Here is a 21407-nt window from a genome sequence, read left to right as displayed (position 1 = left end):
TCCTCCTTAATTAAATAAAACATTTGCTACTTCAAATTCTAAATCATCTCTTGATGAATTAACTAGATCTTCGAAAGTATTGTTTATTTCTATACCATCCTTTTCTAAGATAAATCCACCTTTAAATGTTCTTACTTCATCACTTACAGTAAGTTCACCTTTTTTTCCATTTGCTTTTAATTCACTATTTATAGTGTTAAGTAGTGATTTATCTAGTAATGATTTACCTTTTTGATTTAAAATGATTTTTTCATCCCCAGTTATATCTGAGTTTAATATCATATCTTTAATGAATTTCTTCATATCATCATCTGACATTTTACATAATTCTTCTATACTTTGATTAAAAACTGAATCTATTACAGATTGCTTTGCTGCAAGCTTTTCATTTCTTGCCTTAAGTTCTGCACCTGAAACAATTCTTTCATGTCTTGTTTTAGCTTCATTTTTTGCTTTTTCAATCATTGCTTCTTCTTCTTGTTTAGCAATGGCTTCTTTTTTAGCAATTATTTTAGCTCTCTCTTCATTTGCAGCCTTAAGAATACTTTCCTTTCTCTCTTCTGCATCTTTTAAGATTTTAGAAGTAAGATTTTTTACGTCTGACATAATTTCACTTCCTCAAATATTAAAACTTAAATACTAATAAGATTGAAACAACGAATCCTAATAATGCATAAGTTTCAACCATTGCTGCAAAGATGATACCCTTTGTAGTTTGTTCTGGCTTCTTAGCTAATATTTGAACACCAGCTGCAGCTGTTTTACCTTGAGCGATACCTGACCATAATCCAGCTATAGCAATTGGTAAACAAGCAAGTAATAAGTATAAACCATTTTGGAATGACATATCAGGTGTTATCTTTAAGAAAACTAATAATCCAATAACGAATCCATATAAACCTTGTGTACCTGGTAATAATTGAAGTACTAACGCTTTACCAAACTTTTCTGGTTGTTCTGTCATTAATGCAGCTGTTGATTGTCCAACTAATCCAACTCCTTTAGCAGAACCTATTCCTGATAAACCTACTGCTAGTGCAACACCTAAAGCTGCAAATATAAATCCTCCATTTTGTGTAAAAAATTCTATCCACGTATTCATTTTAAAATCCTCCTATTTACTTTAAAAGTTAAATTTCTTTTTTAATATCAATATATTTATCTAATGGCTTAAATGGCTTAAATGCTTTTCCGCCACCTTCATAGAATTTTGAGAAATACTCAACATATTCTAATCTACATGTGTGAACATATGCACCTAGTAATGATAATCCTAAGTTAAATACTTGACCTATAATAAATATTACTGGTCCAAGTATAAATAATGCTACACCTGGGAACATACTTGCAATAAGATTAAATGCTCCAGCTATTGATCCCCCAGCAAGTCCTAAAGCCATAAGTCTTGTGTAAGATACTAAGTCTCCAACATATGATGTTATTCCATATAATGAATATAGACCTTGACCTAATTTTCCACCAACAGATTTCATATGTCTTCCTTGTGTAAGAACTATTAGTACCATACCAATAATCATGCACCACATACCTACTGTTTTTACAGTATTATTTCCAGCAAATGCACCAAAACCAAATACACCTATTGAAACTAATGTAATAACCCATGATCCTACATCACAGAAAGCATCAAATGCTTTACCGTTTCTTATAAGTACATAAGCTTTAACTCCTAATCCAAAGAATATTTGAATTACCCCAAATACAATTGATAAGATTAAGATAGTTGTTACATCTTTGTTTGTATCTATAAGCTTAGGTAATGGAAGTAAATCTCCAAAGAAGGCTCCATATATACCACCAAATATTATTGTTGGGAAACTTAAATAGAAGAAGAACTTAGCAAATCTCTTTTGTTCTTTATCTAAATTAAATTTCTTTAATGCAACAAGTGAACCTATAAGTACTAATAATCCATAACCAATATCTGCAACCATCATTCCAAAGAATATTAAGAAGAATGGTGCTAAAAGTGGTGTTGGATCAATTTCATCGTATTTTGGCATACTATACATTTCAGTTATATTTTCAAATGATGTATTTAAATCATTATTCTTTAATCTTATAGGAACATCATCTATCTCATCACTTTTTACATCTTCAAAAGTAAGGTAATAGTCTTCTCCTAAAGTATCTTTTATGATTTTACAAAGATCATCATTGTCAGATATTGCAATCCATCCTTGAATTAAACTTACCTTATCTGTCTTTAAGAAATTAGTTTTTACAGTTTTTCTTTCATAAACATTTGAATAATATTCAAATACTAATTCTAGAAGTTCAGCTTCTTTTTCAAAACCTGATAATTCTTGTTTTATTGAAGCTTTTTCTGATTCTATTTCACTAATTCTTTCTGTGCTTTGATGAATAATTCTTATTGGAGTATCTTTTTGATCAGTTTTATATGAACTAAATCCAAATCCTCTTAATATTTCCTCAACTTTTTCTTTATCTTCTTTGTAAGCTAAAGCTAAGAAGAAAATATCATCATTATTCATTGATATTGTTTCTACATAATAATCAGATAAATTAGTCATTAATTCATTTTCATATTGTTTAGAAACACTTCCTAAGAAATAAGAACTCTTTATGCTCTTTAAGTCTTCAAAAGATACGTCTAATCCTTCTAGAGGTCTTAAAGATTCTATAATTCCTTCTAACTTAGTTTTTTCATTTTCTAGATTTGCAAGGTCAACTTCTTTTTGTTTAAGCTTTTCATACAAATCTTGCCAATTACTATTGTCAACTGATTCTTTTAATTCGCTTAAAGTTAAAGTTTTTTTACCTTCACGCATTGCTTTTAATCCTGATTTTTGAGGTACGTAAGTCCTTAAAAAGTCTAGGGCAAATCTAGCTTTTGATAGTTCGTCTTCACATTTTGCAAACCCTGAATCAACATTATCTTTAAATAACTCTTTTAATTCTTTGTTATCTTCAAGATAATCTTCATTTTGAAGATTTATAAACTCTACTTCTGAAAAGCCTTGTAACTTTTCTAAGAGAGCATCCTTTTTTGATTCAAAAGCAAGCAAAGTGAATTTGTTCATCTTAACTATTGCCATGAATCTTCACAATCCTCTCAATCACTAATTTTACAGCATCATTTTTTTTATTTTCTTTGATATCATAGATATCTTGGGCATCTTTCTTTCCTTTTGATAAAATAGGTTCTGCCTCTTTGTTACCAGCCTCAACAGCATCATTAATTATACTATTGCACTTATCTTTAGCTATACTTATAGCTTTATTGTAGCTTTCAGTAGCTTCCATGGTAGCCTTTTGAATGATATCTTTTGCTTCTACATTTGCAGATTTAATCATTTCATCTGCTTCTGCTTCTGCTTTTTTGATTTCTTTTATTGCTTCTAATGCCAAAATCTCACCACCTTTGCACTTAAATGTGTAATAATATATGAATTAATACTTAATATAGTATTAATTACTTTTTAATTTCTATCTTAATTATACACTTTTTAGAGATAATTTCAATAAAATTCTTTGTTTTTATACATCATAATATTAAAACAATGTTAAAAAATTAAATTTTATTTTAACATAAATACATTTTCATATATATTTATTCATCTATTTTTATGAAAATATATAATTTTACTTTATTTTTCAACACTCTTTTATTTGTATTATATATATATTTAGTATAATATATCTTATTATGTAACTAATCATCATATATTATTGTTAATTTAATTTTTTGTATAATAGAATTAGTTTTTCTAACTTAATATAAAAATATTTTATATTATTCACTTCAAATTAATCTATTTTTATCTTTTAAATAACTGATTATTTCTTTTTACCTTTAATGAAATATAAATCTTCCCATACCTTTGCTTCTTCTATTTCAAATGTCTTCTCTATAATCTTTTTTGTTTCCTCAAAACTAGATGAAGAAAATAGATTGTTATTTTTTACATTGTATTCCCTTACCTCATCTTTAGGCAACAATATTCTAAGATTAATATCTATTAATTCACCTATATTTTTATTTATATCCCATATATATATACTCGAATCTTTTTCCATATAATTTGATATCTCATCAATCAATTTATCTCTCTTATTTACATTTCTTAAAGAATGTAAATTAAAGAAAAATGTACACGCATCATATTTGTTATTTTTAAGTTTATTACTTTCTTCTTTTTCTACATAATCTACTGCAACTTCATTTTGTACCTCTTCTGAGATACTACTAATAATATCTAAGCTCTCACATGCAACATCTAATACATTTCCTTCTATCTTTATATTTTCAAAATTTAATATTATTGTTTTTTTCATTATAATTCACCTCAAAAATAATATATTTATATATTACCATTTATTTACATCTATATAAAGAAAAAATGATTAGCAATTTTGCTAATCATCAAATTTATTATTATATATTTTTTCTCTTTATTTTATTAAATAATATAATAAGTAACGCTAACATTATCACTAAAGAAACTGCAACAACTCCATAAGGTATATTTACCCCTATTATTTTTTCGTTTTTTGACAACTTATATATACATCCCTTGCTACTATCTAAAATTATACACTCATCACCTAAAAACATCATATCTTTTATATAACTATCATCTTCCATCTTTAATATCTTTGATAAAACTTTTTTATCATCTAATAAATAGATTGTATTTGTTTTATAATCACTAAATATTATAGAATCCTTACTTACTAGACTTCCATTTCTATCTACAACAAGCTTTCCTAATGAATTAACTGAATTATGCTGATAACTAGGTGTTTGCCCTATCTTTTCTGGTGGATTTTTTATTAGTGGCTTTACTCTTTTATCATTTGTAAACCTCTGTGATGAAATCGGATCTCCTCCACTAAAATCAGGCCATCCATACCAAAGACCTTTAGCTATTTTATATATATAATCTGTATCTCTAATAACTCCCCTTTCTCCACCTTCTTCTATCCCACCAACTGTAGCTATAATTTCGCCTTTACTATTTACATCATATCCTTTTACATTTTTTATTCCTGATGCAAACAAACTAAACTCTTCATTTTTTGTATTAAATTCAAATATAGATGCAGTTCCTATCTCTTCACCTAATATTTTTTCACCTTTTTTGCTTTTCACTGCATAATCTTTAAATGCACCTGTATTTTTTTCCCCATAATTAACTCCATTTAATATTAAATTAATAGGAGATATATCTTTTTCTTCTCCTTCTTTTGCTATTCCCGAATTTGTTTTAGAGCCTATTGAAATTAAAATAGAATCACCATTAACCAATAGGTTTCTATATACATTTTCTCCATATGGTAAATCTGTCCTTAAAACTTTAATATTTTCATTAGAATCTATAAGTATTAAATTTCCATCAGATAATACATATAAATTTCTATCTTTATATGCTATATCTTGTATGTTAAAACTTGAATCTTTATATACTTTATTTATTTTTGTATTTTTATCAATCCTTACAATTTCATTTTTAAATGATATATATACGTCTAAATCATCTCCACCTGTTATAGCTGTAGCATCTTCGCACCCTTTAAGTAATAAACTACTCTCTATTCCTTCCTTAATAATATCTAATTTATATCTATTTGAATAAGCATATATACAGAGAGCTAAAGTAACTATAAAAATTGAGCAAATAAAAAATTTAAAGAATCTTTTCATATCTTCTCCCATCCATCAATATTATATTTGATTTATATTTGATTAGGCGCTTAGAATATTCCTACTATTTTAATTTATAATTTCTATTAAATAAATCGTATAATTTATAATTTTATTGAATATGCTTTACTGTAATTTAAAGGGGTGAAGATTTGTTTTGGCTAAAGATAATTTTTTTAGGAATTCTTTTATATTAACAGCTTCTAATATCACTACAGGTTTATTAGGATTTGCATTTTCTATATATTTATCTAAAACTTTAGGAGCAGAAGGTATAGGACTTTATAATCTTGTTATGCCGGTTTACAACTTATTTATATGTCTTATGACAGCTGGAATTGTAGCTGCTTTATCTAAAGTATCTTCGGTGTATTATGAACGTAGAGAAATAAATAATCTTACAAAAACAATTAATTCAATTGCTATATTTAATATTATATGGGCACTTTTTATTGGAATTATAGTATTTTTTTGTGCGCCTTTGATTGGCAAATATGGAATAAATGATGTTAGAACTATAAATGCAATTAAGGTTACTTGTCCAGCTATGGTATTCATTTCTCTTAGTAACATATTAAAAGGATATTTTCTAGGTATATCTAAAATAAAAATTCCAGCTCTTATCGATATATTTGAAAAAGGTATGAGAATAATTACAATTTCTTTTTTAGTGTATGCTTTTAGTACAAATAACTTAACTACTCTCGTTACCTTAGCTTATGTATCTCTAGCAATTGGAGAACTTCAAAGCTTGATACTATTATTCTTTTATTATAGAAGATGTGTTTCAAAATTACCTAAATCAAATAAAAAAGCAGATAGTAGGGCTCAATTACTTTTCAATGTTTTAGTTATATCACTTCCATTATGTCTTAATGGGTTTTTAAATAACATTTTTTCTACTTTATCAACTTTAATTGTGCCAAGACGTCTTATAGTTGCCGGTTTTTCATATTCAGAAGCATTATCACTTATAGGTAAATATACAGGTATGGCATGTACATTAATCGCTTTACCACTTATAGTAGTTGGATCTATAAATTCATTATTAATACCAGACTTATCTCAATCTCTAAGTAGAGGTGATAATTATTTTGCATCTATAAGAATAAAAAAAGTTATGAAAATAGCATTTTTACTTGGTTTATCAACAACTGTAATTTGTTCTTTAATTCCTTATGAACTTGGAAATTTATTTTATGGTAGAGATGATCTTGGTAATTATATATTTATGGCATCACTATCAGCACCTATATTTTTCACTTCTTCAATTATGTTTGGAATTTTAAATGGTTTAAATAAGCAAGGTGTTATTTTAAGAAACTCTCTTATAATAGCTTTCATTGATTTAATTTGCTTATTTGTTTTTACTTCTATTCCAAGCATAAATATTTATGGGTATAGCTTAAGCTTATTTATAACTTCTTCTATATGTTTACTTATTAATTTATACGAAGTAAAAAAAGAGATTAATGTAGATATTTGTTTGATAAATATAATAATTTTTGTATTGTTATCTGTACTTACATTTTTGATTTTAAACATAATCATAAAAAAATTCTTATTCCCACTTAATACACTTGAAATATTATTAGTAGTAGTTGTTACATTTATCATATTTATTTATTATTCACACTTTGGAGAAACATAAAAAGTGTAGAGCTTTAAGCCCTACACTTTGTTTATTTTAATTTTTTTCTTATAAATCTAGGAAGTTTTGTATATATTCTTGGTGACATCGCTTCTACATCTAATTTTCTTATTCCACCTAATGCAATCATTATATATAGATATACTAAACCACCTATTCCAACTAATATAAGTGTGTATACCAATGTATATAAATACATAAGTGCTCTTGAAGCTCCAATAAATACACTTATAATTGCTATAGGTTGTTTTAAAACAATTATAACAACTGCCATAACTATTGATGCAATTATTGGCTTAACACAATTTCTTATAAGTGGTATCTTATATCTAATACTCTTTGTAAGTATTTTGTGATTTATTATAACCGGTGCAAGATAACATAAGAAGTTACCAACTAAAACACCAAGTATATTTATTGATGGAATTCCAACTAAAATATAATTTGCAATAATTTTTAGAATAATCCCCACTGAAAATGATAATATCATTGGATAGAATTGACTTATCCCTTGAAGTATTACACTTTGAAGTTGCGCAATTGCAGTAAAGATTAATATAAATGAACCATATTGCATAATATATGCACCTCTATCACTTTGATATAATAGAGTATATACATCATTATTTAAAACTGCTAGTCCTACAGCTGCTGGAATAGTTATTGCAAATGCAATCCTAAATGCAAAATTTGCATTTTTTCTTATAGCCTTTCTATCTCTTAAGGCATAAGCTCTTGAAACTGCAGGCAGTACTATTGTTGTAAGTGCAGTTACAATAATAAGTGGAACACCTATTAAAACCTTGTAATTATATAATAATCCATAAAGTGAATCTGATTGAGTTTGTGTAAAACCTGCATGTATTAATCTACGACTAACATTCATCATATCAATCATTCCACCAAAATTTTGTATACCAGCACTTAATGTTATTGGAAGTGCATATCTAAGTAGCTTTCTTAATATAGCTTTTGAAGAAACCTTCTTTTCATGATTTGTAGTATTATACGCTATATCTTCAAATTTCTTTTTATCATATACATATATGAGATAGAATATAGCTATTACTGCACCAATTGAAGTACCAATAGTTCCTCCTGCTGCACCTAATTGTATGCTTATTTTATATAAAAGGAAAGCAAATAATAAACTTATAAATATATTTAAAAATTGCTCTAATACTTGTGAAATGGCTATACCAGTCATTTCATTCTTTCCTTGGAAATAACCTCTATATGCAGATAATATAGCAGTTAAAAAAATACTTGGTGCTAAAAACATTATTGCAAAAGTAGAATTTTGTATTTCACCTATTTTTGCAATAGGATAAGCTAGTAACATTAATATTATAGTTAATGCTCCACCAATTATTCCATAAGTTTTTCTTGAAACCTTTAAGGCTTTAATCGCATCTCTTTCATTACCTAAAGCTCTAAGTTCTGCTACAACCTTTGCTACTGCTGGTTGACATCCCATGCTTGTTATAGCATATACAAACATGAAGATGTCATAACTTCTTGAGTATATACCAACACCTTCTACACCAATTATTTTATTTAATAACGGAACATAAAATGCTGATAAAACTTTGGCAAATATCCCAGCAAGAGAAAGTATCATAAAGCCTTTGGTAGATGATGACCCTTCACTCATTTTTAATCCCCTATCTATAATCTAATTTTAAATGTGTCATTTTTAATCTTTTTAAATATAGGTGGTAATGATACTGTTATAATTTTATGTTTTAAGTAATCAAGTTTTCCATCTACATTTTTGAAATTTAATTTATATGCATATAAGAATTGATAATCTAATCCATATTTATTTAAGAAGTATGAATTTAATTTTCTATCCCCATATTTATTATCGCCTATTATAGGATTACCTATATGTGCAAGATGTGCTCTAATTTGATGACTTCTTCCTGTTATTAAGTCAATTTCTATAAGTGAGAAGGCTCCATCACTTTGGATAGTTTTAACTTCCATAGAAATTTCCTTTGAATCTTTTACTTTTTTATCATATATTCTTGATATATTAGCTTCTTCATTCTTTAATATGTAGCCTGTATAAAGTCCATCTTTTATTCTTCCTTTAATTAAAGCATTATAATATTTCTTTACTTTACCTTCTCTAATTATTTCATTTAATTGTCTTAAACTTTCAAAGTTTTTACCAAAAACAACTAATCCTGATGTATTTCTATCAAGTCTATTGCATGGTGCTGGCGTAAATGTTATTTCCTTTTCTGGAAGATAATCGCCTTTTTCATTTAGATATGATAAAACATAATCAGTAAGAGTAGGTGTTTTCTTGTTGCTATCTGGATGAACTAACACTCCTGGCCACTTTTCAACAACAAGCATATTACTATCTTCATATACTATCTTAAGGCCACTTGGATCAACTTTTACAAAATTTTCTTTCTTTTCTTTCATCTTTTGGCTTTGTATGTATCTTATTTCTATAACATCATTTATTTCTAATGTATACTTTTCCTTTTGTTTCTTGCCATTTACTCTTATGTCACCTTTTCTTAAAGCTTTGAAAATTGCACTTAATGGAACATCTTTAAGTAATTTTCTTAAAAACTTATCTAATCTTTGCCCTGCTTCATTAGCGCTTATTTCTATTCTCACTATATAATCACTCCTACTTAATAAAACTTCTTTCGTGAATCTTTTTCTACATTTTTATAGATTAATATTTATTTACTCCATTGTCAAATAACTTAAAGCCGCTTCACATTGAATTGCAACGCCTAAAGGTATAGCATCCTCGTCTATATCAAATAGATTACTATGTGCTGCTTTAAAAGTTCCTTTACTTTCATTTGCAGTTCCTAAGAAATAAAATGCTGAATCTCTTTCCATTGCAAAATAAGCAAAACTTTCAACTCCCATACTTGGTGCTTTTTGTTCTACAACATTTTCGTTTCCAAGAACCTTTTTTGCTGCCTCTTTAACTATATCTACACATTCATCATTATTTATTAAGCACGGATAACTTTCTTCAATTGTAACTTCTGCACTACCTCTTGAAGCCTTAGCTATTCCTTCTGATACTTCTACAAGTCTTTTGCATGCAAATTCTCTATCTTCCGGAGTCATTGTTCTTATAATACCTGTTATTTCAGCTTCTCCTGGAATAATATTTTGTGCTGTTCCTGCATGAAAACTTCCAACTGTTATAACTGATGGATTAACTGGTGAAATTTCTCTACTTACTATTGTTTGTAATGTAGTTACTATATTTGCTCCAATAACGATTGGATCTACAGTAGTATTAGGGGATGCTCCATGCCCACCACTTCCTATAATCTTAACCTTATAAGGATTTGAAGCTGCATTTACAACTCCTTTTTTTATTTTTATCTTCCCACATTCTAAGTCTTCAGTTACATGAAGTCCAAATACTTTTTCTACTCTTGGATTTTCAAGCACACCTTCTTCTATCATTAAACTTGCCCCACCTGTTGTTTCTTCAGCTGGCTCAAATAATAATTTAACATTTCCACTAAATAAATGTTTATTTTTATTTAATATCTTAGCTACACCTAATAATATTGTTGTATGAGCATCATGTCCGCAAGCATGCATTTTACCTGGTACCTTTGAGCTGTATTCACATACCTTTTTATCTTGTATTGGTAATGCATCCATATCAGCTCTTAATGCTACAGTCTTAACTTTTCCTTCTTTTGTTCCTTTTATGATTGCACATACCCCTGTTTTTGCAACTTCTCTATATTCTATTCCTTCATTTTTTAAGAAGTCTTTTATTAAATTGGAAGTTCTAACTTCTTCAAATCCAACTTCAGGATGCATGTGTATATCTCTTCTAATAGTTATAAGCTGATCTTTTATTTTATTTGCTTCATCTTTAAAATTAATCATTTAATCTCCTCCCATAATTATTATTATCTTTCATTTCACCTAATTTACACATATATTAAGTATAACATTTTCTTACTAATTAAATAAAATTATTTTTAATATACATTTATTATTGTATGATCATTATTAAATTTCGTTCTAAAAGAACCTTTATAGAAAAAGTTCTGCTTATACCATCTTGGAATAATATCTTAACCTTATCTCCTAAGCATTCTTCTACAACACCTTGTTGCTTTCTACCATTATGATATACACTTACACCTTTTTTTAAATTGTGCGAAACTTCTTCATTACTTTTAAATTCTGTTTCTTTTATAAATCTAGATACTTCTTTAAATTTTCCAGCCTTTGTTTTTGGTGATGATATATATAAATTATCAATAGCCCTTGTTATTCCAACATAAAATAATCTTCTCTCTTCTTCTATATTTTCATCCTCAGGAGAAGCATATGGAATTGTATCTTCAACACAATTTACAAGAAAGACATTCTTAAATTCCATCCCTTTAACTCCATGTATAGTGCTTAATATTACTCTATCTTCATCTGTTTTGTTTCTTGAATTTTCAATTTCTTCTTTTACACTATCTATATGAGAAAAAAATTCTGGAATAGTCTTAAATCCACTTGCTGATATTTTAAATTCTTCAAGAATTTCCTCTAAATCATCTATATTTTGACTAAACTTTTCGCAGTAAGTTTTTAGATAATCCAAATACCCTAAATCACTTATTACAAATTGTATTGCACTATTTAATGATAATTTAGATAAATAATGTATATCTTTTTTTAGATTATCTAATTTCTTAATCTGGAATGGAGGTATATCTTTTTTTTCCATTAATATATCAAATGGTGTTTTATATTCTTTAAATCTTTTTATATACTCTATGCTACTTTTACTTATATATCTAAATGGTTTATTTATAATCTTTATAAATGCATCTCTGTCATATAAATCTATAGACAGCTTTAGATATGTTAATATATCTTTGCATATAAAATGTTCAAAAAAATTATATTCTTTATCCAATAAAGTAAAGGGGATTTTCTTTCTAGTAAATACATCTATAAAAGTCATAGCTTCCATGTTAGTTCTATAAAGTAATATATTATCTTTATAAACATATCCTTTATTTTTTATAAGAGAGTTTATTTCACTAGCAATTTCTTCTCCTTGTATCTTTTCATCATAAGGAGTTGAAACTTTTATAATACCATCTTCTTTTTTATTAGCTATTATTTTCTTTTTATTTCTTTCTTTGTTATGTTCTATAACATTTTTAGCTCCATTTATTATATTCTTTGAGCTTCTATAATTTTTAGAAAGAAAATATTTTTTGCTGTCTTTAAATATTTCATTAAATATAACCATATATTCTGGCTTAGATCCTCTAAATGAGTATATACATTGGTCTTCATCCCCAACCGCAAAAAGAGAATTTTCTGTATCTTCATTCATTATCTTTAAAAACTCTATTTGAAGTTCATCACAATCTTGAAATTCATCTACCAATATATATCTAAATAATCCTCTATATCCATCTCTTAAAGTTTTATTTGTTTTTAATATTTCTATTACCTTTAAAGCTAAATCATCAAAATCCCAAAGATTATTTTCTTCTTTGTATTTATTATATTTAAATAAGCAGTCTTCAAATATTTCTCTTGTCATTGAAGGCTTAAATTCTTGTAAACTCATCCTTGAGTTTTTAAATAAAGATATATTATTTAATACTTCTTTTATTTTATCTTCGCTTATATCATCAAAATATTTTTTTAAAACTTCTTCTATTAATCTATGAGCTTTATAAGATTCTATTATATTTATTTGATATCCTTCTCTAAGTAGAATCTTATAAAATAGTCCATGAAAAGTGCCAAAAAACGGAGATCTATCTAAATTAAAAGTTTTTGTATATCTATTCTTCATATTAAGTGCTGCTGCTTTAGTAAATGTTATAACTATTATATTTTTATTGTGTACTCTTAATTTATCGACAAGATAATTTATTCTATTTATTATAACCGTTGTTTTTCCAGAACCTGGAGCAGCAACTACTAGTATATTTCTTTCTTTTGCATTTACTGCTTCTTTTTGAAATGAATCTAATTTCACTAAAATCCCCTCCTATTTTCTTGATTATTACCTAATTTCACAGGGAATAACTATATTGTAATAATTCTATTTAAGTTGTACAATAGTTTTAAATATTTTTTTAGAGGAGTTGACTTATGAATAAAACAACATCATTTAATGTTAAAGATGATAGAAACTTAACCATGCTTGTTGATTTTTATGAATTAACCATGGGAAATGGTTATTTTGAAAAAAATATTCAAGATAAAATAGCTTATTTTGATATGTATTTCAGAAGAGTACCTGATGGTGGTGGATATTGTATTATGGCTGGTGTACACCAAATAATAGAATACCTAACTTCCTTAAAATTTACACAAGATGACATAGATTATTTAAGATCTAAAAATTTATTTTCAGAAGAATTTTTAGACTATCTTAAAAATTTCAAATTTGCCTGTGATGTTTGGGCAGTACCTGAAGGAAATCCTGTATTTCCAAATCAACCTTTAGTTACTGTTAGAGGTCCTATTATTCAAGCTCAATTTATTGAAACAATGATTCTTTTAACTGTAAATCACCAAACTCTAATTGCTACAAAAGCAAATAGAATATGTAGAGCTGCTGATGGAAGAACTGTTATGGAATTTGGTTCTCGTCGTGCTCAAGGATATGATGGTGCTATATATGGTGCAAGAGCTGCTATGATTGGAGGTTGCCATTCAACTGCATGTACTATAGCAGATCAAAGTTTTGATATTCCTGCAATTGGAACTATGGCTCATAGTTGGGTTCAATTATTTGATACAGAATATGAAGCTTTTAAAGCTTGGGCAGAGATATATCCTGATAATTGCTTGCTTTTAATAGACACATACAATGTATTAAAATCTGGGTTACCTAATGCAATTAAAGTATTTGATGAAATATTAAACCCTCAAGGAAAACGTCCTACAGGAATAAGAATTGATTCAGGTGATATAACTTACTTAACTAAAGAATGTAGAAAAATTCTAGATGAGGCAGGTTACAGTGATTGTAAAATAATAGTTTCTAATTCTCTTGATGAACATATTATCAGAGATGTATTAAGTCAAGGTGCTTGTATAGATTCATTCGGTGTTGGTGAAAGACTTATAACTGCAAAATCAGAACCTGTTTTTGGTGGAGTTTATAAATTAGTTGCAGTTGAAAAAGACGGTAAAATTATTCCTAAAATAAAAATCAGTGAAAATAATGAAAAAATCACTAACCCTGGATTTAAAAAAACAGTTAGAATTTTTGATAAAGCTACTCATAAGGCTATAGCAGATTTATTAATGCTTCATGATGAAGTTATAGATGAAAGTCTTCCATTAACTATTTTCCATCCTATACATACTTGGAAAAAGAAGACTATAAAAAATTACTATGTAAAAGATTTAATGGTGAAAATATTTGATAAGGGTAATCTAGTATATGAATCACCATCAGTTATGGATATTAGAGAATTTGCTATTTCTGAAACTGAAAAGCTTTGGTCTGAAGTTTTAAGATTTGAAAACCCTCATGATTATTATATTGATTTATCTGATAAGCTTTGGTCATTAAAACAAACTTTACTACATTCAACAACAAATTATTATTCATAAAATAATCTTTAATAATAAAAAATTATATAAAAATGCGGTATTTATATTTTATATTAATACCGCATTTTTATATAATCTCATATCTAGTAAAATAATACTTTTTCAAAATTTTCATTTTCAATTACATCGTTAAATTTCAAATCTATATCTTGCAAATACTCTGTAAATGCACATTCTTCTCCATTGTTTAAATCTTCATGCATAGAACACTCATTATTACATTTTATTGTCTTTTCCTTTGAAGACCAAAACGGACATATTTTCATTTTTATCCCTACCTTACTAAAAAATTCATTTTTATACCACTTTTTTACAAATAAATTATATAATATCTAATCAAAAAAATAAAGTATTTATTTCTTAATAATAAAAAAATAATAACCATAAAAAGCGGTTATTATTTTTTATTAGCTTATTATTTTAAACCAGTATTTTTTCCTACTGATATATCTATTATTTCATTTTGGAAAGCCTTTAATAAAGCCTTTTCAAGAACTTTTTGTTGATCAAAATTTTCTATATCTTTGCATACAGCAAATACTTTGTTAACTTCCCCATTTATATTTCTATAAGTAAGAGTAACATTTGGCTTTTCATATTCTACTTCTAATATTTTTATACCCCATGAAATTTGTGCAAAATCATTATTTATACTTAACTTTGTTAATTGTTTTAACTTTTCTTTTTCTTCATTAGGATTATTTACTATTAATAGTTCATCTCCAACTTTATACTTAGACATAAAAATTCCTCCTTTTTGTCTTTACTTCAAGTTCATCTTAGTAATATTTTAGCATTTTATATTATTATTTTCAATTATTAATTAACTTATTATACAAAATTAACAATTTATTATATAAACTTTAAATTTTTTGAAAAAAAAATAGAACAGATAATCTGTTCTATATAAATGAAATGAACATGAAGTTTGTTAATGAATTAACAACCTTGTTTATATTTTAACATTTTTCACTTTATATATCAAGCTATTTTTTAATAAATATTAATTATTAACAAATTATAACGAACTAATACTATCATTTTAACAAATATCTATTATTAACAAGTTATAATAATCTAATAATATTAATTGACTTAGTATGCCTTAAAAGATATAATATCATTATCAACAAGTTAAGGAGTGTATTAAATTGGATAACATTAGTGCTATTTTTAAAGAAAAAAAGCTTAAATTAACACCTCAAAGACTTGCAGTATATAAATATTTGATGAACACAAAAAAACATCCATCAGCTGAAGTTATATATAAAGCTATCCAAGCTGATTTTCCAACTATGAGTTTAGCTACTGTTTATAAAGCATTAAAAACATTAGTTGAGGTTGGTTTAGTGCAAGAACTAAACGTTGGAGAAGGAAACTTTAGATATGATGGAAATGTAAACTCTCATCCTCATGTACAATGTGTAAATTGTGGAAGAGTTGATGATTTATTAAATCTTTCTTTTGACCACTTAAATTCTGAAGTAGAAAAAAATTCAGAATTTAAAATTTCATATAATCAAACTTATTTTTACGGTCTTTGCAAGGATTGTCAATAAACCTTTAAAAAGCAAATCTAATAATAGATTTGCTTTTATTTTTTATTTTTCTAATACCCTACTCCATTCTTTTCCGTCATATTTACCACTAAGAACTTTTTTACATTCTTTATCTATTTTACTTATATCTTCATTTGATATTATATTTATATAAAACTTATTTATTTCATCAGCTGATGCTATATCATTTGCCATCTTTATTTGCACACCTTTTAAATTGCTATCAGCTTCTATATTACCAGTGATACAATTCTTTTTGCTAAGTACTTCAAATGGATTTTCTTCAATAAGAAATCTCAAAAAATTATCTACATGATCTATATTAGTTGTTCCAATAACAGAACATAATGTAACATCCATTCCAACATTTGTATTTACAATTTTATTTTGTATCGGCATCTTATCTACTATATCTATACCTTCTTTATTTGTTATATCTTGCGCCGATAATGTTGTTGTTAAAAGAACTGGTATCTTTCCTTCATTAAAATCTTTTATTGCTGATTTATTATCTTCTAAAAACATATCTTCCCTTAATATATTTTTATTGTATAAATCATGCATTACATCAAAAATCTTTTGTCCATTTTCTATATTATTAATCTTTTCTGAAAGTTTATTTATTTTATCTGTTTTATATAAATCATAATTTATTGTATCATTAGCAATCAAACAACTAAAAAGAAGTTCTTTACTATATTCACTTTTTATATGAGTAGGTATTTTTATATTTTTTTCTCTTAACTTCGTTAATATCTCTATATAGTTGTTTTCTTTTATTTCTATACCTAAATCTTTAAGAGCCTCTTTATTATATAAAAGACTTAATGAATATGGAGTAAGACCAAGACCATAATATTTACCTTCATGAATTCCATATAAGTTATTTATGTCTATGAATTTTTCTTTTATACTCTTTTCTTTAAATAAAAAACTTAAATCTCTTAAATAATTTTTATTTTTATAATCAATAAAATCATATCCATCTAATAGCACTAAAAAAGAATCTTTTTTAGCGTCTATGTGTTTTTCTATTTCACTTACATCATTTACTGGAATAATATTAATCTTACCACCTTGTTTTTCCTCATATCTTTTTATTAAATCAGATACATAACTTATTGATTTTACGCTTTGTGTATTATAATACAAATTCACTTCTTTAATATCATTGTTTTTTTTGTTCCTACAACCTATTAAAAACGAACAAAAACATATAAAAATTAATACTGGAATTATTTTTCTCTTCAAATTTAACACCTCCGTTATTATAGTTTGCGTAGTTATTCATTAAATTATATATGTCTCATATACTTTATTGAGGAGGTTTAAGAAAATGAGAAGAAAAAATTCTAAAAACTATATTATATTAACATCTTTAATCTTTATAGTTTTATTTTTAATATATATTTTTTGTATTATAAACAAACCAATAACTGAAGTAAATTCTCCTACAATCATAAATAGCGATGCAAACATAGATTTAACAGGAGATGGAATACCTGAAAACATAAAAATTATAAATAATAAAAATCATAGTGATCTTCAAATAACAACATTTAAAAAAACTATTTTATTAAGTTCATTAACTTCTGATAATTATATATCAGATTATAGCAACTCTTATAATATGAATGTTCTTATATTAAACATATCAAGAGACAATAAACCTGAAATATTAATTCAAGGTTATAAAAAGAATTCTCCAATAACATATTTATTCACATATGAACAAAATAAATTTGTTTTAAAATATTCTTCCAAAACTCCAATTGTAGGTTTGATAGATTCAAATATGAATAGAACACCTCAGCTATATCTTTTAAATGGAATTAATACAAAAAAATCTTTTAAAAATTTTATGCTTATAAATGATGAACTTATAGATATAACTAAAAATTCAAAAATAATAGCTGATTATGATAAAATTTTAAGTTTTATTAATATAGTTTCACTTGATTATGAAATTACAGATTATCCTGATATATTCCATAAATATATTGAAGAATCTAATATTTCGGTATTATATAAACTTGATAAGGATAATTTTAAATATTCATTTAAAGATGGTTTTTTTTATGATAATGAGGTAGATAGTGATGGTATACTTCAAAATATCAGATGGAATGTAACATTTGAAAAAACTAATAAAGCATCACTAAAAAAAGAAGAGATTATATTTGAGTTAGACCTATCTAGAGAAGATAGTAAAAATTTTAAGATATCTAATATTTGCTTAAAATAAAAGGCCGCTAATGCGGCCTAAAAGGGGGATGGGGGGTTGCTATATTTTATATAGCTTATAGGAGAATACTCTTCTCCGTTACAATTATATTATTAACCTTTTAAAAAATTTTTATACACTTTTTTAATCTAAATCTCCCTTTTTATATAATCCTATTATTTTATCAACAAACCCTACTCTTTCATTTGGTACAGAATTTCTTAATGTAAGGAGCATATCCATATTAGGATCTCCTGTATTAAACTTATTTCTCTTTTTCTTATTTGGACTATTATTGTTGTTATTATTAAAGTTATTCATTCCTGCAAGTTGACTTAATATAGCTAATGGATTTAGTCCTGCAGGTCCCATCTGCCCCATACCATTATTATTCATATTCATAGCCATATTATTTAGTAATTCCATAGGATTCATATTAGGGTTATTAAAATTATTTTGATTATTAAAGTTATTTTGGTTATTTAAATTGCTACCATTCATATTGTTATTCATATTATTTTGATTATTAGTATTATTATTTATATCATTCATATTATTTAATGATTGAAATGAGCTTAAATCCACACCTTCTTTTTCTAAGGATTTCATTATGTTATTTAATTTATCTTGATCAATATTACCTAACATATTCATAAGCTGATTTGGATCTATACCAAATGGATTATTAGACATATTACTATTAAATGGAGATTGCATATTATCATATGAATCATTTCTGCTTTTATGTCTCTTCTTTGACATTTCTACTCCTCCTAAGAGATTGTTCTAGTTATATAGTATGTAATAATATTAATATTGGTTATTATTTTAAAGCAATTTTTTGGAGGGTTAAAAACCCTCCAATAATTATCAATTATATATAATTGATTAATTAGTATCTTCCATATCCACCGCAGCCGCAGCAACATACTAAGATTATTAAGATGAAGATTAAGCTGTTATTTCCAAATCCTCCACATCCATTATTTCCGCATCCATTATTTCCGCATCCGTTGTTTCCGCATCCGCATCCATTGTTTCCAAATCCGCCGCAGAAGATTAATAATATTACTATCCACCACCAGCAGTCTCCGCCACCGAAGCCACTACAACCACCGCGATCATAATAATAAGGTACTTGTTGATAAGGTGAAACTACAACTGTTTTATCGCAACAACATTTTCTGTGTGACATATTAAATTCCTCCTATATTTTATCTTTTATTTAATTAATAATCTAAATTAGCAATTTCCAAATCCGTTATTTCCACATCCACATCCGTTATTTCCAAATCCACAGTTTCCGCCGAAACCACCGCAGAAGATTAATAATATTATTATCCACCATAAGCAATTTCCGCCGCCAAAACCGCCACAGTTACCATATCCACCATAGCCGCCATAACCACCGTCATACATAGGATAGTTATAAGCACCTAGTGAATCCATGCATTCTGGTACATAAACTGTTTGTTTACATTTCTTAAATTTAGGTTTTTCACAACAACAACAACAGCAATCATTATATCCCATATTCTTATATCCTCCATATCCGCCACTGTATCTACCATTTCCACAACAGCAGCATAATATTATAATTAATAAAAACCAAGAATTGTTTCCGCATCCACCGAAGCCATTGAATCCGCAGTTTCCACAGTTACAATTGTTATTATTAAATCCGAAATCACAATCATCAAAGTCAAAGCCACAATCGCAATCAAAGTCATCATCATAATTCAAGTCTCCATTACAATCGAAGTTGTTATGGCAATCAAAGTCATCGCTACAATTGAAGCTATCATTGCAATTAATGTCATCACAATCACAATCGCATTCAGGTCCATAATCACAATTGCCGTTATCATATCCATTTAGGATATCATTCAATTCATCCTTCATATGCTTATTCCTGACCTCCTTGTTTGATTTTTTTAGTTTTTATACTATATATTATTCTTTCATAAATAATTTGACACTAAATTTTAAAATTAGTTCAAAGTTCTACAAAACAAAAAGGCCCTAGTAAAAGTTTATATAACTTTTACTAGAACCTTATATTAATATGATATTATTCAGTATCTTGTGCTAAATCTCCAAAAAGATTGTCAATTAATTGTTCGCTACCTTTTTTATTTAGTGATGAGAAGAAATAAAGCTTATCTTCTTTATCTAATTTTAGAGTTTCTCTAATTACCTTCTCACTTTTTCTTAAATTATTGTTTGATAATTTATCACTCTTTGTAGCAACTACTATCACATCATATCCATAGTGTTTTATCCATTCATGCATCATTACATCATCTGCTGTTGGCTTATGTCTTGAGTCAACTAAAAGAACAACTCTCTTTAATTCTTCTCTTCCATTTAAGTATCTTTCAATAGTTTGACCCCAACTTGCTTTTTCAGCCTTTGATACTTTAGCATATCCGTATCCTGGTAAATCAACAAGATAGAAATCATTATTTATCAAGAAGAAATTTATAAGTCTTGTCTTTCCTGGTGTTTGACTCACTTTTGCTAATTTTTTTCTATTTGTAAGAGCATTTATTATAGAACTCTTTCCAACATTAGATCTTCCAACAAAAGCAATTTCTACTCTATTATCTGTTGGATATTGTTGCTTTTTAACTGCTGATATAATAAATTCCGATTGTTTTATCCTCATAGGTATCA

General features: G+C 26.7%; 21 protein-coding genes. 4 read left to right on the top strand and 17 right to left on the bottom strand.

The window, feature by feature from the left end; translation table 11 throughout:
- Positions 1–6: 6 nt before the first annotated feature.
- The 6 genes from SPJ33_RS07155 to SPJ33_RS07130 form a co-directional block, all read right to left on the bottom strand.
- On the bottom strand, positions 7–606 hold the full coding sequence (locus SPJ33_RS07155; protein ID WP_321117283.1) for a V-type ATP synthase subunit E: 600 nt from the start codon (positions 604–606) through the stop codon (positions 7–9).
- Between the two features lie 19 nt (positions 607–625).
- A complete protein-coding gene (locus tag SPJ33_RS07150; protein WP_321117282.1) occupies positions 626–1102 on the bottom strand; it encodes a V-type ATP synthase subunit K in 477 nt (158 codons plus the stop codon).
- 28 nt (positions 1103–1130) lie between these two features.
- Positions 1131–3080: a V-type ATP synthase subunit I gene (locus SPJ33_RS07145; protein ID WP_321117281.1), complete on the bottom strand. Its 1950-nt coding sequence runs from the start codon at positions 3078–3080 to the stop codon at positions 1131–1133.
- Positions 3067–3393, bottom strand: coding sequence for an ATPase (locus SPJ33_RS07140; RefSeq protein WP_321117280.1), 327 nt, complete (start codon positions 3391–3393; stop codon positions 3067–3069). The genes SPJ33_RS07145 and SPJ33_RS07140 overlap by 14 nt, the downstream gene beginning before the upstream one ends.
- A gap of 429 nt (positions 3394–3822) precedes the next feature.
- Positions 3823–4320, bottom strand: coding sequence for a hypothetical protein (locus SPJ33_RS07135; protein ID WP_321117279.1), 498 nt, complete (start codon positions 4318–4320; stop codon positions 3823–3825).
- 100 nt (positions 4321–4420) lie between these two features.
- Positions 4421–5689, bottom strand: coding sequence for a hypothetical protein (locus SPJ33_RS07130; protein WP_321117278.1), 1269 nt, complete (start codon positions 5687–5689; stop codon positions 4421–4423).
- 157 nt (positions 5690–5846) lie between these two features.
- On the opposite strand from SPJ33_RS07130, the gene spoVB reads away from it, so the two are divergent.
- Positions 5847–7340: a stage V sporulation protein B gene (spoVB, locus tag SPJ33_RS07125; protein WP_321117277.1), complete on the top strand. Its 1494-nt coding sequence runs from the start codon at positions 5847–5849 to the stop codon at positions 7338–7340.
- Positions 7341–7371: 31 nt separating this feature from the next.
- Here spoVB and SPJ33_RS07120 read toward each other — a convergent pair whose 3' ends face one another.
- The 4 genes from SPJ33_RS07120 to SPJ33_RS07105 all read right to left on the bottom strand — a co-directional run bounded on the left by SPJ33_RS07120 (position 7372) and on the right by SPJ33_RS07105 (position 13362).
- Positions 7372–8994, bottom strand: a complete 1623-nt coding sequence (locus SPJ33_RS07120; protein WP_321117276.1) for a polysaccharide biosynthesis protein — start codon at positions 8992–8994, stop codon at positions 7372–7374.
- A 14-nt stretch (positions 8995–9008) separates the two neighbouring features.
- On the bottom strand, positions 9009–9980 hold the full coding sequence (locus tag SPJ33_RS07115) for an RluA family pseudouridine synthase (protein ID WP_321117275.1): 972 nt from the start codon (positions 9978–9980) through the stop codon (positions 9009–9011).
- A gap of 72 nt (positions 9981–10052) precedes the next feature.
- The gene (locus SPJ33_RS07110) at positions 10053–11237 is read right to left on the bottom strand and encodes a M20 family metallopeptidase (RefSeq protein WP_321117274.1); all 1185 of its coding nucleotides are present in this window, start codon (positions 11235–11237) and stop codon (positions 10053–10055) included.
- A 109-nt stretch (positions 11238–11346) separates the two neighbouring features.
- The gene (locus SPJ33_RS07105) at positions 11347–13362 is read right to left on the bottom strand and encodes an ATP-dependent helicase (RefSeq protein WP_321117296.1); all 2016 of its coding nucleotides are present in this window, start codon (positions 13360–13362) and stop codon (positions 11347–11349) included.
- A 110-nt stretch (positions 13363–13472) separates the two neighbouring features.
- Here SPJ33_RS07105 and SPJ33_RS07100 point away from each other — a divergent pair, with 110 nt between their 5' ends.
- The gene (locus SPJ33_RS07100; protein WP_321117273.1) at positions 13473–14948 is read left to right on the top strand and encodes a nicotinate phosphoribosyltransferase; all 1476 of its coding nucleotides are present in this window, start codon (positions 13473–13475) and stop codon (positions 14946–14948) included.
- A gap of 83 nt (positions 14949–15031) precedes the next feature.
- Here SPJ33_RS07100 and SPJ33_RS07095 read toward each other — a convergent pair whose 3' ends face one another.
- Positions 15032–15214 carry a hypothetical protein gene (locus SPJ33_RS07095; RefSeq protein WP_321117272.1) on the bottom strand — a complete coding sequence of 61 codons (183 nt, stop codon included), beginning with the start codon at positions 15212–15214 and terminating at the stop codon, positions 15032–15034.
- 149 nt (positions 15215–15363) lie between these two features.
- Positions 15364–15690: a hypothetical protein gene (locus SPJ33_RS07090; protein WP_321117271.1), complete on the bottom strand. Its 327-nt coding sequence runs from the start codon at positions 15688–15690 to the stop codon at positions 15364–15366.
- 409 nt (positions 15691–16099) lie between these two features.
- Here SPJ33_RS07090 and SPJ33_RS07085 point away from each other — a divergent pair, with 409 nt between their 5' ends.
- On the top strand, positions 16100–16507 hold the full coding sequence (locus tag SPJ33_RS07085) for a Fur family transcriptional regulator (protein WP_321117270.1): 408 nt from the start codon (positions 16100–16102) through the stop codon (positions 16505–16507).
- A gap of 42 nt (positions 16508–16549) precedes the next feature.
- On the opposite strand, the gene SPJ33_RS07080 is transcribed toward SPJ33_RS07085, so the two are convergent.
- Entirely contained in the window at positions 16550–17758 is a 1209-nt protein-coding gene (locus SPJ33_RS07080; RefSeq protein WP_321117269.1) for an ABC transporter substrate-binding protein, read from the bottom strand.
- An 85-nt stretch (positions 17759–17843) separates the two neighbouring features.
- Between SPJ33_RS07080 and SPJ33_RS07075 the strand changes: the two genes are divergently transcribed.
- Positions 17844–18752, top strand: coding sequence for a hypothetical protein (locus tag SPJ33_RS07075; RefSeq protein WP_321117268.1), 909 nt, complete (start codon positions 17844–17846; stop codon positions 18750–18752).
- Positions 18753–18875: 123 nt separating this feature from the next.
- On the opposite strand, the gene SPJ33_RS07070 is transcribed toward SPJ33_RS07075, so the two are convergent.
- The 4 genes from SPJ33_RS07070 to yihA all read right to left on the bottom strand — a co-directional run bounded on the left by SPJ33_RS07070 (position 18876) and on the right by yihA (position 21399).
- A complete protein-coding gene (locus SPJ33_RS07070; protein WP_321117267.1) occupies positions 18876–19493 on the bottom strand; it encodes a hypothetical protein in 618 nt (205 codons plus the stop codon).
- A 130-nt stretch (positions 19494–19623) separates the two neighbouring features.
- Positions 19624–19926 (bottom strand): hypothetical protein, encoded by a 303-nt coding sequence (locus SPJ33_RS07065; RefSeq protein ID WP_321117266.1) that lies wholly within the window; start codon positions 19924–19926, stop codon positions 19624–19626.
- A gap of 47 nt (positions 19927–19973) precedes the next feature.
- Positions 19974–20633, bottom strand: a complete 660-nt coding sequence (locus SPJ33_RS07060) for a hypothetical protein (RefSeq protein ID WP_321117265.1) — start codon at positions 20631–20633, stop codon at positions 19974–19976.
- A 169-nt stretch (positions 20634–20802) separates the two neighbouring features.
- A complete protein-coding gene (gene yihA / locus SPJ33_RS07055) occupies positions 20803–21399 on the bottom strand; it encodes a ribosome biogenesis GTP-binding protein YihA/YsxC (protein WP_321117264.1) in 597 nt (198 codons plus the stop codon).
- Positions 21400–21407: the final 8 nt, after the last annotated feature.

The organism is Clostridium sp., assembly GCF_034179595.1.
GTDB lineage: Bacteria > Bacillota > Clostridia > Clostridiales > Clostridiaceae > Clostridium.
Note: the sequence above shows the minus strand (reverse complement) of the source record. Positions and strands in the feature narration are given on the sequence as shown.